The 12,736-nt window shown below is 66.3% G+C and carries 10 protein-coding genes; 3 read left to right on the forward strand and 7 right to left on the reverse strand.

Annotated features, from left to right (window positions below; genetic code table 11):
- Positions 1–230: 230 nt before the first annotated feature.
- The 3 genes from phnD to Q0Q36_RS23840 all read left to right on the forward strand — a co-directional run bounded on the left by phnD (position 231) and on the right by Q0Q36_RS23840 (position 4,724).
- The gene (gene phnD, locus Q0Q36_RS23830) at positions 231–1,145 is read left to right on the forward strand and encodes a phosphate/phosphite/phosphonate ABC transporter substrate-binding protein (RefSeq protein ID WP_293802174.1); all 915 of its coding nucleotides are present in this window, start codon (positions 231–233) and stop codon (positions 1,143–1,145) included.
- A 146-nt stretch (positions 1,146–1,291) separates the two neighbouring features.
- Complete coding sequence (locus Q0Q36_RS23835; RefSeq protein WP_293802176.1) at positions 1,292–2,410, forward strand: branched-chain amino acid ABC transporter substrate-binding protein; 1,119 nt, start codon at positions 1,292–1,294, stop codon at positions 2,408–2,410.
- 220 nt (positions 2,411–2,630) lie between these two features.
- Positions 2,631–4,724, forward strand: coding sequence for an ABC transporter ATP-binding protein/permease (locus Q0Q36_RS23840; protein WP_293802178.1), 2,094 nt, complete (start codon positions 2,631–2,633; stop codon positions 4,722–4,724).
- 157 nt (positions 4,725–4,881) lie between these two features.
- Here the strand turns inward: Q0Q36_RS23840 and Q0Q36_RS23845 are convergent, their stop codons facing one another.
- From Q0Q36_RS23845 to Q0Q36_RS23875, 7 genes are all read right to left on the reverse strand, one after another.
- Positions 4,882–5,367, reverse strand: a complete 486-nt coding sequence (locus Q0Q36_RS23845; RefSeq protein WP_293802180.1) for an META domain-containing protein — start codon at positions 5,365–5,367, stop codon at positions 4,882–4,884.
- A 131-nt stretch (positions 5,368–5,498) separates the two neighbouring features.
- Positions 5,499–6,476 carry an ATP phosphoribosyltransferase gene (hisG, locus tag Q0Q36_RS23850; protein ID WP_293802188.1) on the reverse strand — a complete coding sequence of 326 codons (978 nt, stop codon included), beginning with the start codon at positions 6,474–6,476 and terminating at the stop codon, positions 5,499–5,501.
- 5 nt (positions 6,477–6,481) lie between these two features.
- Positions 6,482–7,594: an ATP phosphoribosyltransferase regulatory subunit gene (locus Q0Q36_RS23855; protein ID WP_293802182.1), complete on the reverse strand. Its 1,113-nt coding sequence runs from the start codon at positions 7,592–7,594 to the stop codon at positions 6,482–6,484.
- Between the two features lie 205 nt (positions 7,595–7,799).
- Positions 7,800–9,374 carry a histidine--tRNA ligase gene (hisS, locus tag Q0Q36_RS23860; RefSeq protein ID WP_293802183.1) on the reverse strand — a complete coding sequence of 525 codons (1,575 nt, stop codon included), beginning with the start codon at positions 9,372–9,374 and terminating at the stop codon, positions 7,800–7,802.
- A gap of 137 nt (positions 9,375–9,511) precedes the next feature.
- Positions 9,512–10,885, reverse strand: a complete 1,374-nt coding sequence (gene glcF, locus Q0Q36_RS23865) for a glycolate oxidase subunit GlcF (protein ID WP_293802185.1) — start codon at positions 10,883–10,885, stop codon at positions 9,512–9,514.
- 14 nt (positions 10,886–10,899) lie between these two features.
- Positions 10,900–11,421, reverse strand: coding sequence for a hypothetical protein (locus tag Q0Q36_RS23870; protein ID WP_293802187.1), 522 nt, complete (start codon positions 11,419–11,421; stop codon positions 10,900–10,902).
- A 45-nt stretch (positions 11,422–11,466) separates the two neighbouring features.
- On the reverse strand, positions 11,467–12,609 hold the full coding sequence (locus Q0Q36_RS23875) for an FAD-binding protein (RefSeq protein ID WP_293802190.1): 1,143 nt from the start codon (positions 12,607–12,609) through the stop codon (positions 11,467–11,469).
- Positions 12,610–12,736 lie beyond the last annotated feature (127 nt).

Raw genomic sequence — 12,736 nt, forward strand, 5'->3', positions numbered from 1 at the left:
ATGGACTTCTGAGGAAGTCCAGACGCCCAAAGCGTCTGAATTCCGAAACCGGGCAGGCCCGGTTTCGGGGGCGGCATGGACTTCTGATCCATCGCTCCCAGTGAACTACGGAAGGCCCGGCGCAAGCCGGGCCTTTTTCGTTTCACGGCACTGTCATCCGCTCGCCATTCGACCGTCGTCGCAGGCAAGCATCGAGGCGCGATCGAACTCCATCGCACCCCGAGACCATCATGCCGACACGCCGTTCCGTTCTCGCCGGCCTCGCCGCCAGCAGCGTCGCCCCTGCCTTCGCTCAGGGCTCGGACTGGCGGCAGAGCGTCAAGGAGGTGCGCTTCGGCGTCTCCTCCGCCGAGAACGAGGCCGGCGCCATCGCCCGCACCCAGCCGATGGTCGACTATCTCTCGCAGCGCCTCGGCGTGCCCGTGCGCTTCTTCCGGGTCTCGGACTATGCCGGCCTCGTCGAGGCGATGCGCGCCGACCAGGTCGATTTCGCTCGCTTCGGGCCGGCGGTCTATGCGCTCGGCCGCCGGGTGCTCGGCGAGAAGCTCCAGCCGCTGCTGCGCGACGTCGATAACCAGGGGCAGGAAGGCTATTACTCGGTCCTGCTGGTGCGAACGGAGAGCCCCTATCAGAGCCTCGCCGACCTCAAGGGTAAGGTCATGGCCTTCGCCGATCCGAACTCGACCTCCGGCTACGCCTTCCCCGCCTATTTTCTGCGCAAGCAGGGCATCGACCCTAAGCTGCATTTCAGCGGCACGGTCTTCTCCGGCGGCCATGACAATTCGGTGCTGGCGCTGGTGCGCGGGCAGTTCGACGTGGTCGCGACCTATCAGGTCAATGCCGAGCACGGTGTCGCGCAGCGGCTCGCCCAGAAGGGCATGATCCCGGCCGGCTCGACCCGCGTGCTCTGGACCTCGCCTTTGATCCCGGCGAGCCCGTTCTCGACCCGCGCCAACCTGCCGCAAGGGCTGAAGGACGATTTCGTCGCCGCCATGAACGCCATGAAGGACGCCGCTCCGGAGGCCTGGAAGAGCTTCACCGACGGCCATGTCTCGCGCTATGCGCCGGCCCGCCACGAGGATTATCTCGACGTGATCGCGGTCACCGAGGAGCTCGAGGCCCAGCGCAAGGCCCGCAGCGGCTGAGCGCAGGCCGCTCCTGCCGCACCGCCATGCATTTCCCGACAAGGCTGATGAAAGCTTGGGCAGTGCCCTCGGCCAACGTCCTGGCCTATACAGGCTGCAAGCGATCCCTGCCGGGATCGCGCGCTAAAGTTGCATGTCGTAGGGAGATGCAGATGAAAAAGTCACAGCTTCTGTCGGGCGCCGCGCTGGCTGCCGCGCTGTTCCTCTCCGCCCAGGCCGCGCAGGCCGACATCACCATCGGCCTCGTCGCGCCGCTGACCGGCCCCGTCGCCGCCTATGGCGACCAGGTCAAGAACGGCGCCCAGACCGCCGTCGACGTCATCAACAAGAATGGCGGCGTGCTCGGCGAGAAGCTCGTGCTGAAGCTCGCCGACGATGCCGGCGACCCGAAGCAGGGCGTATCCTCGGCCAACCTCCTGGTCGGCGAGAAGGTCAAGTTCGTGGTTGGACCGGTGACCTCCGGCGTCGCCATGGCGGTGTCCGACGTGCTTGCCGAGAGCGGCATCCTGATGGTGACGCCGACCGCGACCTCCCCGGCGCTGACGACGCGCGGCCTGACCAATGTCTTCCGCACCTGCGGCCGCGACGACCAGCAGGCTGATATCGCCGCCTCCTATGTCCTGAAGAACCTGAAGGACAAGAAGATCGCGATCGTCCATGACAAGGGCACCTACGGCAAGGGCCTGGCCGACGCCTTCCAGAAGGGCATCAATGCGGGCGGGCTCAAGGAAGTGGCGGCGCTGACCGTCAATCCCGGCGACAAGGACCTCTCGGCCGTGGTGACGCGCCTGAAGGCCGCGAATGTCGACCTGATCTATTTCGGCGGCTATCACCCCGAGGGCGGCCTGCTGGCGCGCCAGCTCGCCGATGCCGGCGTCAAGGCGACGATCATCGGCGGCGAAGGCCTGTCCAACACCGAATACGCGGCCATCGGCGGCGACCATGCCACCGGCACGCTCTTCACCAACGCGACCGACGCGCTGAAGAACCCCGATTCGGCCCAGGCCGTCGCGGCGCTGAAGGAGAAGGGCATCCCGCCGGAGGCCTTCACGCTCAACGCCTATGCCGCGGTCGAGGTGCTCAAGGCCGCGATCGAGAAGGCCGGCAAGCCGGGCGATGCCAACGGCGCCGCCAAGGCTCTCCAGTCGGGCATGCCGGTCAAGACCGCGATCGGCACGCTGACCTATGGCAAGACCGGCGACCTGAGCTCGCCGAGCTTCTCGATGTACAAGTGGGACGCCGGCAAGATCGTCGCCGCGCAGTAACAGCGAGCGGCCAAGCCGCCCTCTTCCAGCATCACGCCCCGGACGAGCCCCGCTCGTCCGGGGCGTTTCGTTTCGAGCGTAGCCGCTCACCAGCGCCTCGCGGCCGCCTCTCCGCCAGATGACAATTTGCTCATCCGGGCGCGGCGCCATTGAAAGGCCGCTCCCGCTGCGACATGGTCCGAATCGTGGCTCTCACCGTCTTCCGCCAGGATTCCCGTCTATGCGCCTGTTGAGCATTCTCGTCGCCGTGCTGGCGGCTGCCACGCTGGTCTTTGGCCAGCAGGCCGGATCGGCCAGCGTGATCGGGATGGGCGTCATCGGCCTGCTGTTGGCGGCGGTGACCTTCCGCTCGCCGGCGCTGCCCTTCTTCCTGCGGATATTCTCCGGCGTCTTCGCGATCGAATATCTGCTGTTCGGTGCAGCCGCCCTCGCCGCCCTGGCCGGCTGGTGGCCGGCAGCGCTCGGCATTCCACCTGTGCCGACCAGCCTGCCGACGACGGTCGGCGTCTTCGCCATCCTGATCTACGCGATCTCCTTCGTGCCGGTGATCGCGAAAATCGCCCGCCTCGCCTCGCCCTATTTCGAATCCAATGAGGTCACGACCGCCAATCTGTGGCCGATCGGTCCGTTCAAGATCCGGCTCGGCATACTGGCCGTTTCGCTCTTCGTCTTCCTGATCGTCATCAACCAGCTTCAGGTCGGCATCTCGCTCAGGATCTCGTTCTTCAGCCGCGACATGTTCGATTCGCTGCAGAACAAGGATGCGCCGACCTTCTGGTACCAGATCTTCTGGGTGTTCGTGCCGTGGGCGACGATCTGGGTCGTCTCGAACCTGGTCGAGCTGTTCGCCAATTACACGATCCTGATCCGCTGGCGGCAGTTCATGGCGAACGAGTATACGCAGCGCTGGCTCGACCATGCGACGCATTACCGGATCGCGCTTGCCGGCAGCGTCGACAACCCCGACCAGCGTATCGCCGAAGACACGCGCTCCTTCGTCAACCAGACCTATAATTTCGCGCTGCCCCTGCTCTCGCAGATCTCCACGCTGGTCTCGTTCTCGATCATCCTCTGGAACCTCCCCGTCGCCTTCACGTTCCCGGGCACCTCCTTCGCCGTGCCCGGCTACATCTTCTGGGTGGCGTTCTTCTATGCGGCGGCTGCGACCTGGCTGACGCACATCATCGGCCGCCCCCTGATCCGCCTCGAATTCGAGCAGGAGAAACGGGAGGCGAATTTCCGCTTCGCCCTGGCACGTCTGCGCGAATATTCCGAGCAGATCGCGCTGATGGTCGGCGAGCCGACCGAGCGCAGCCATCTCGGCCAGCGCTTCCGCGACATCGTCGAGAACTTCTACCGGCTGGTCTGGCGCCGGCTGAAGCTCACCGCCTTCACCTTCTCCTACAACCAGGCCAGCGTGGTCGTCCCGACCATCATCCTGGCGCCGTATTTCTTCGCCGGCACGATCACGCTCGGCATCCTGCAGCAGGTCTCGGGCGCCTTCGACCGGGTGCAGACGGCGCTCTCCTTCATCATCAACAGCTACTCCTCGATCGCCCAGTACCTTGCCGCCATCAGCCGTCTGACGACCTTCGAGGGAGCGATCGCCGATGCGCAGCACGGCGCGATCAGCGAAGAGGCACTCGGCCGCGAGACCTCGCGCGATGAGAGCCTGCATATCCGCGACGCGACGCTGCTCCTGCCGAACGGCAAGCCCATCGTGAAGCTCGGCGCGCTCGATCTCGGCACCGCCCGCTCGACGCTGGTCATCGGCCCCTCGGGCTCGGGCAAATCGACCCTGTTCCGCGCCATTGCCGGCATCTGGCCCTTCGGCGACGGCAAGGTCGGCATTCCCGCCGAGGCACGCATCATGCTGCTGCCACAGCGCCCCTATCTGCCGCAGGGCTCGCTCAGGGCGGCGCTCGCCTATCCGGCCGAGGAAGGCGCCTATGACGATGCCGCGACCCGTGCCGCGATGGAGAAGGTCAAGCTCGGCCATCTCGCGGACAGGCTCGACGAGGTCGACCTGTGGGGCCAGCGCCTCTCGGGCGGCGAGCAGCAGCGGCTGGCCGTCGCGCGCGCTCTTCTGAGCAAGCCGGACTGGCTCTTCCTGGACGAGGCGACGGCCTCGCTCGACGAGAAGCTGGAAGGCGAGATCTACGCGACGATCGATCGTGAATTGCCGCAGGCTCGCATCGTCTCGATCGGCCATCGTGCGACGCTGCGCGCCATGCATGACGCCATCGTCACCATGGAGCCGAATGCCGACGGCACCTTCACGCCGACGCCGACTGCGAAAGCGCCGGCAGCCTGAGGCTGCTCGCATCAGCTTCTTCCACAGGAGGAGCTGATGCGACCGACATCGCCGACGCAAAGAGCTTCGCTCACCAAAACGAAAAGGGTCGCTCACGCGACCCTTTTCCGATTCACCACCTGTCGCGCTTTTCTCCGAAAGGAGAGCGCGGGGGCCGTCAGAGCGAGCGGCTGAGCGTCACTTCGCCGGCCCCGCCTTTCAGGACGAGGCGGCCGCTGACGAGATCCCACTTGTTCGTCGCGCGCAGAGCCAGCAGGAGCGCCTTCTCGAAATCGAGCACGCCCTTGTCGCAACTGCGCTTGGTCAGCGCGATCGGGCCGACCGCGAAGCCCTGCTGGCGCAGCGGATAGGCAGCGGCCGAGAAGGTGTTGCAGCCAGCGAAACCGGTGCCGCGCAGGTTCATGTCGACCATCAGGGTCGCGCGGCGGTCCTGAACGGGCTTGCCGTTCAGCGCCACGACACTCCAGCTCGCGCCCAGCGGAAACATCTTCTCCTGCTGCGAGATCGGCGTGCCCATCGCCTGGTATTGCTCGCGCGTCGGGCCCTCCTTGCCGCCGCGGCGCTGAGCAGCGGCTTCGCTCGAAGCCAGCATCGGCAGAGCCAGGCTCGCAAGAACGGCCGCAAGGCCAAGGCGTCGGATCATGATCGTCTAACCTGCATTGACACGCACGGGCAGCGTCGAGCCGCCAAACCGGTTAACGCCTAGAATCCAATTCGTTCAGGATCAAGGCTGAACCTTGCGCGATCCCATCATTCTGATGCTGCCGTGCAGCATCAGATTCGGGCGTTCAGCCGCTCCAGCAGGCGGTTGGCACGGCGGAAGACATAGGCCGGAGCGCTGACGGTCACGTCGTCGGCACCGAGCCCATCGAGATGTTCGACCAGCGCGAAGACCGCCTTGTCGGGGCAATGCAGCGTCAGCGGCGTGCCGGCAGCCGGCGGGCCGAACGGCAGGCGGGCACCGAAGCGTTCTTCAAGCGCAGCCCGTGCGTCGGGAGCCAGATCGAGCCGGGCGCGGACCTCGCGCAGCGTGCGTCCCTCCTCCTCCGCCGCGATGCGGGACAGGATGGTCTTGGCCGCCGCCTTGGCGCGCTCGCCCCATGGGGCCTGCATCGAGGCGACGAGATTGGCTTCGGAGGCCAGCATCACGCCGTCATCGAGCACTTTCAGCGCATTGGCGGAGAGCGTCGCGCCGGTCGTGGTGATGTCGACCACGATCTCGGCCGTACCGGCAGCCGGCGCCCCCTCGGTGGCGCCGAGGCTTTCGACGATGCGGTAATCGGCGAGGCCGTGCTCGGCAAAGAACCGACGGGTCAGGTTCACGTATTTGGTGGCGACGCGCAGCTTCTTGCCGTGGCGCGCGCGCATGGCAGATGCGACATCGTCGAGATCGGCCATGTTGCGCACGTCGATCCAGGCCTGCGGCACGGCGACGACGACATTGGCATGGCCGAAACCGAGCGGAGTCAGCATCTCGACCGCCGCGTCGGCATCCGCAAGCTGCTCGCGGACGAGGTCCTCGCCGGTGATGCCGATATGGGCGGCCCCGGACGAGAGCTGCGCCACGATCTCCGAGGCCGAGAGGAAGGCGACTTCCGCCCCGTCGACACCGGCGATGGCGCCGCGATAGTCGCGCTCGCCGCGCGACTTGACGAATTTCAGCCCGGCGCGGCCGAAGAAGGCGGTGGCGTTCTCCTGCAGGCGGCCCTTCGAGGGCACGGCGAGGACGAGCGGGGCATCGTTATCGGTCATCTGGCTCATGCGGCATCTCCCGTCAGGCGGTCGAGCCAGAGCGAGGCGCCCACGGCCGGGATAGGCCTGCTCGCGCCCAGACGTCCGAGGACGTTATCGTAACGGCCACCGCCGGCCACGGGCTTGCCGTCGCCGCGAGCCGTGTCGTGAAGCTCGAAGATGAAGCCGGTATAATAGTCGAGATTGCGGGCGAAGCCGGCCGAGAAGCGTATCGCGCCGATGTCGACGCCGCGCGCGGCGAGGAAGCCGGTACGCTCGTCGAAAGCGTCGAGCTGGCGGCCGAGATCGAGCGAGGCCTGGTCGGCGAGCGCACGCAACGAGGCCGAAGCGGCATCGGGATCGCCGGAGACGGCCAGCACCTGCGCCAGCAGCGCCTTGACGTCACCGTTGACCGGGTTCTCCCGCTCGGCAGCACGCGCCAGGAAGCGCTCGGCGATATCGGCAGCGGAGCGCCCGCCCACGGTCGAGATGCCGGCGATCGAGAGCACGTCCTCGACGAAGGCGCGGGCGGCCTTGGGGTCCTGCCCTTCGAGCGCCTTGAGCAGGCCGGCATGGGCGGCCTCGCCATCGGCTGCGGGCGGATCGAGCGCATCGACGGCGTCCGTGCCCTTGCCTTGCACCACCGCGCGGACCAGCCGGCGGCGGGCCGCCTGCGGAACAGCAAGGCCATCGAGCAGCGCGCCGAGCACGGCGACATCGCCCATGACGATGCGCGGCGCAGCGAGGCCGAGCATGGCCGTAGCGTCGATGGTCAGCGCCATGATCTCAGCGTCGGTGGCGGTGAAATCGTCGCGGCCGAAGGATTCAAGGCCGGCCTGCAGGAATTCGCCGGGCTCGCCGGAGCGCATGCGGAAGACCGGACCGGCATAGGCATAAGCTGCCGGCTCTGTCTTGCCCGAGGCGATGTGATCGAGCGCGACGGGGATGGTGTATTCAGGCCGCAGGCACCAGTCGCGGCCATCGGCATCCTGCGTCATGAAGATGCGGCGACGGATATCCTCGCCGGAGAGATCGAGGAAGACATCGGCCGGCTGCAGGATCGCCGGCTCGGCATGGGCGTAGCCCTCGCCGGCGAAGAGCGCGATCACGGTCTCGATGCTGGCGCGGCTTGCGGGCACGGCTCGTCCTGTCCTGTTGCGAGCGCCGTCCTAGCAGCGATGCGACGCATTTTCGAGAGATTTGAGGGAAATGGGTGAACGGGAATCGAAGGGAGCCGCCATCGTCATGGTCGGGCTCGTCCCGGCCATCCACGTCTTCGCCAAGTAGAAACCGCGCTCAAGACGTGGATGCTCGCCACAAGGGCGCGCATGACGGGAATGCCCTTTACGAATGTCGCGCCAGCACCCGCTTCACGCCCTCGACCAGTTCCGCGACCGGCACGGAGAACTGAGCCTCGGCCTGCCTGGCCTTATGCTCGGCGGAATCCTTGATATCGCGGCCCACCGCCGCGAGTTCGGCGCCCAGGACGAGATCCTTGATGACGACGGTGCCCGCCTCGCGCTCCGAGGACCCCTGAATAACCGCGCAGAACGCCTTGCGCCGGTCGGCATATTTCATCTGGGCGTTGAAGCCCGAGGCACCGAGATAAAGGTCGGCTCGGCACAACGGCCTCCCGGCCCCATCATTCGCCTGCCGCAGCACCGAGACCATCGCCTGATAGTCCGGCATGAATTCCGGCGACTTGTTGTCCATTGCCGTGACGACGACGAGCGGGAGCTCGCTGCGGCTGTCGACGATCGGCGACTTCACCGCCTTGAGCGCCGAGAAGAGCCTGGAAACGCCGATGGAGAAGCCGGTCGCCGGCACAGGCTCGGGCCGGAAGCGGCCGACGAGACCATCATAGCGACCACCACCGGCGACCGAGCCGAAGCGCACCACCTGTCCGTCATCATTGGTGACCGGGAAGGTCAACTCCACCTCGTAGACCGGGCCGGTATAATATTCGAGGCCTCGGACAATCGAAGGGTCGATGATGATGCGCCCGAGATAGCCCGCCGCAGTAATCAGTTCCCGGATCTGCTCCAGTTCAGCGATGCCGGCCTGACCGTTCTCAGCGCCTTCTACGAGGCCGCGCAAGTCGGCAAGCGCCGAGGCAGAAAGCTTTGCCGAGCCTTCGCTGTCCTGAGCGTTGGACTTGCCCAGCTCGGCAAGCTTCTGGCCGAGTTCGAGGTAACGCAGAATACGATCTGATTGGACATCGGACAGCCCTGCGCCCTTGGTGAAATCGCCGCTCTCGTCCTTGCGGCCTTCGCCGAGGAGCTTGCGGACCTCCTCCAGCGGGAACTTGTCAGCCTTGTCGATCGCGCGCAGCACGGTGAGGCGCGCGGCAGAGTCGATCCCGGCCGCATCCATCACGCCGTCGAGCACCTTGCGGTTATTGACCTTCACGACATAGTCGCCACGCCTGATGCCGAGCTTCTCCATCGTGTCGGCGGCGAGCATGCAGATCTCGGCATCGCCCGCGACGGTGCCGCTGCCGACGATATCGGCATCGAACTGCATAAACTGGCGGAAGCGGCCCGGCCCCGGCTTCTCGTTGCGGAAGACGTAGCCGACGCGATAGCTGCGATAGGGTTTCGGCAGCGCGTCGAAATTCTCCGCGACATAGCGGGCGAGCGGCGCTGTCAGATCATAGCGCAGCGAAAGCCACTGCTCGTCATCGTCCTGAAAGGAGAAGACGCCCTCGTTCGGCCGGTCCTGATCCGGCAGGAACTTGCCGAGTGCGTCGGTGTACTCGACGAAAGGCGTCTCAACCGGATCGAAGCCATAGACCGAGAAGCTCTCTCGGATGACGGAGAGCATGCGCTCGGTGGCGGCGACATCGGCCGGGCCGCGATCGACGAAGCCGCGCGGCTGGCGGGCCTTCAGCTTGGCAGGGGCGGTCTTGTCGGCGGACATGGCGAACTCGGAAAGCGGATATGGGCTACCCAACCCATACCTGGGTAGGATTAACCCGGATGTGGGTTGATGGCGGGTTAGACCGTACAAGCGCGACGGGCAAGCTTGTTCCCTTCTCCCCTGAGGGGAGAAGGGAGCTACTCTGCCGCCGCCAGCGCCTTCTCCCGCAGCGGCCGGTCCTCGATCCCCGCCCGCGCGAGCTTCTCCGGCAGCGGGCCACCGGTCGCCCAGTCCAGCAGCTCAGCCGTATGCACCACCGGCGTGGTCGCGCCCTTGTCCGCAAACCCCTTCGCGAGCTGGGTCATGCAGCCGATATTGCCGGTCGCCACCAGCATCGGCTTAGTCCGCTCGATATTGCCGATCTTGCGCTCGCGCAGCTTCCCCGCGATCTCGGGCTGGAGGATGTTGTAGACGCCGGCCGAGCCGCAGCAGATATGCCCCTCCGGCACCTCCTTGACCTTGAAGCCCGCGCCCGACAACAGGCGCTTCGGCCCGTCCTTGAGCTGCTGGCCATGCTGCATCGAGCAGGCCGAGTGATAGGCGATCGGCATCGCGACATCACGGACCGGAGCGAGTTCCAGCGTCTCCAGGAACTCGGTGACGTCCTTCGCCAGCGCGGAGACCTTCGCCGCCTTCTCGGCATAGGCGGGCTCGTTGCGGAACATGAAGCCGTAATCCTTGATCGTCGTGCCGCAGCCGGAGGCGGTGATCAGGATTGCATCGAGCCCCTCGCCGTCAATCTCCGCCATCCAGGCGTCGATATTGGCACGGGCGAAAGACAGGGCATCGTGCTCCTGGCCCATATGGTGGACGAGCGCGCCGCAGCAGCCCTCCCCCTTCGGCAGCACGACCTCGACGCCGTGACGGTTAAGCAGGCGGATCGTCGCCTCGTTGATCGCGGGATCGAGCACCGGCTGGGCGCAGCCGGAGAGCAGGGCGACGCGCTTCTTGCGCTCGGACGGCGGCGGGAAATTCTGCGGACCTTCCATGGCGGAGCGTGTTGGCAGGCGCGCGGGCGCCAGCGCCAGCATCGCCTTCAGGCGCGAGCCGATGACCGGGATGACGCCCAGCACCGGCGCCAGCGGCTTGCCGACCAGCGCCATCAGCATCGCGGCGCGGAAGCGGCTGGGATAGGGCAGGATCGCCGCAAGGACCTTGCGGAGCAGCCTGTCATGCCAGGAGCGGGTATAGGTTTCCTCGATATGGGCGCGGGCATGGTCGACGAGGTGCATGTAATGCACGCCCGAGGGGCAGGTCGACATGCAGGAGAGGCAGGAGAGGCAGCGATCGACATGCTTCACCACCTCGGGGGTAGCGGGCTTGCCGTTCTCAAGCATGTCCTTGATCAGGTAGATGCGCCCGCGCGGGGAATCGAGTTCGTCACCGAGGAGGAGATAGGTCGGGCAGGTCGCGGTACAGAAGCCGCAATGCACGCAGGTACGCAGAATCTTCTCCGAAGCCGGCATGCGCGGATCGGAAGCGAGACGCTCGGGGCTGAAGTTGGTCTGCATCGATCGAAGGCAATCTATCGTGAGGGCATCAGGCCAAAATTGATATCGGTTGTGCGTGTCGCGATGCATTTCTGCAGCCACGCCACGATATCCCTGGTCTGGGGATCGAGATGGGGATTTCGCGACAGGACGGCGATTTCAGTGGCCGCCAGCACCTTGCCGCGATCGACACCCGAGCCAACGCTGAAGAATACCTTGCCGCGCGCATTGCTGGCATAGATGCCGGACAAAGCCCGCCAAATGGTGAAGCCGTCAGGCATCCAGGGAACCTTCGCCTCGATCGCCTGTACGTAACGCTTCAACGTGCCGTGAGAGCCTGAGATGGCGATCCGCTCCAGAACGTCCGGCAATATCGTGAAGGAGCCCGCGGGATAGGTTGCCTTCAATTCCTCGAGCTCGCGCCATATCGGCTTGAAGAAGCGACCCGCATAGAGCAGCGTCTTGTTCGGTTCGGCCGCAATCCTGTCGCGGATCGGTTTGTTTTGCTGAAGGAATGCGAGAAAATCCTTTGTATCCTGCTTGAACGGCGATGCCATGGCTCTCTCCCATTTCACTGAAACGGTGTAGTCGACCGACGCCCCTCATAATCCCGCATAGATCCGGCCGGGCTCGAAGATGCCGGCAGGATCGAAGCTCTTCTTGATACCGGCCGTGACGCGCATCAGCGGTTCGGCCAGCGGCTGGAACACGTCGACGGCGGCGCGGATCGCATCGGGGGCGCGGACCAGCGTCGCGTGGCCGCCGAGCGGCTTCAGCGCGGCGCGGATCGCGGCGGCGCCGGCATCGCCATCGGCGGTAACCGCGAGCCAGACCAGCCCGCCGCCCCAGTCGTAGAAGCAGCGCGCGCCCGGGATCATCCGGGCGATGGCGGCGGCAGCCTTCGGACCGTTGGTCGGGGCGAGCGAGAGCCGCCAGATCGCCTCATCGCTGCCGGCGAAGAAGGCGGCATCGCGAATGTCGGTCCAGAGTTCGGTCGGTGCCGTTCCTTCCAGGCGCTCCGGTACGCCGTATTCGCCGAGCAGCAAGGCGAGCTCGCCGGAGCGGTACTCGATCGAATCCGAAAAATTCTCCAGCCGCAGCAGGGTCCGGGCCGCGTCGCCCGCTAGACCGGCAGGAAGATGCGCGGCCGCCATGGGCTCGAAGGGCGAACCCAGCGCCTTTGACAGGAGCGCGGCGCCGTCGCTGTCCGACAGGCCGCTCCATTGCAGCGTGACGATGCGTTCCGGCCGCGGCAGCACGCGGAAGGTCACTTCGGTGAGGAAGCCGAGCGTGCCGTGGCTGCCGCTGAGCAGCTTCACGAGGTCGAGGCCGGTGACGTTCTTCATCACGCGCCCGCCCGACTTGATCATCTCACCGCGGCCATTGACCAGCCGGACGCCGATCAGGGAGTCGCGGGCGGCACCGGCATTGATGCGGCGCGGGCCGGAGATGTTGCAGGCGGCAATGGCCCCGATCGTCGGCTCGCCCTCGCTGCCATAGAGGGCGCGATGGTCCATCGGCTCGAAGGGCAGCATCTGGCCGCGTTCGGCGAGGGTTTCCTGCACGAGTGCGAGCGGCGTGCCGGCACGGGCGGCGATGACCATCTCCGCCGGTTCGTAGAGGGTGATGCCGGTGAGGCCGGCGCTGGAGAGCGTGCTCGCGGCCTGGGCGGGGCGGCCGAGCCCGGAACGCGTGCCGCCGCCGCGCAGGGTGAGCGGCACGGCGCTGTCGATGACCGATTTCACGACGGCGCAGGCTTGCGCCTCGGTGGTGGGAGTGTGGACGATCACGCCGCCACCCTGCCTTCCAGCGGGAACACCTTCGCCGGGTTGAGCAGCCAGCGCTCGTCGAACACCGCCCTCACCCGCATCT

Origin of the sequence: uncultured Allobosea sp. (assembly GCF_945957345.1) — a bacterium.
Lineage (GTDB): Bacteria > Pseudomonadota > Alphaproteobacteria > Rhizobiales > Beijerinckiaceae > Allobosea.

Coding starts and splice junctions, on each gene's coding strand:
- Q0Q36_RS23845 (WP_293802180.1), bottom strand. CDS start 5,367: ATGATCCGACGCCTTGGCCTTGCGGCCGTTCTTGCGAGCCTGGCTCTG.
- hisS (WP_293802183.1), bottom strand. CDS start 9,374: ATGTCCGCCGACAAGACCGCCCCTGCCAAGCTGAAGGCCCGCCAGCCG.
- hisG (WP_293802188.1), bottom strand. CDS start 6,476: ATGACCGATAACGATGCCCCGCTCGTCCTCGCCGTGCCCTCGAAGGGC.
- Q0Q36_RS23870 (WP_293802187.1), bottom strand. CDS start 11,421: ATGGCATCGCCGTTCAAGCAGGATACAAAGGATTTTCTCGCATTCCTT.
- glcF (WP_293802185.1), bottom strand. CDS start 10,885: ATGCAGACCAACTTCAGCCCCGAGCGTCTCGCTTCCGATCCGCGCATG.
- Q0Q36_RS23835 (WP_293802176.1), top strand. CDS start 1,292: ATGCAGATGAAAAAGTCACAGCTTCTGTCGGGCGCCGCGCTGGCTGCC.
- phnD (WP_293802174.1), top strand. CDS start 231: ATGCCGACACGCCGTTCCGTTCTCGCCGGCCTCGCCGCCAGCAGCGTC.
- Q0Q36_RS23840 (WP_293802178.1), top strand. CDS start 2,631: ATGCGCCTGTTGAGCATTCTCGTCGCCGTGCTGGCGGCTGCCACGCTG.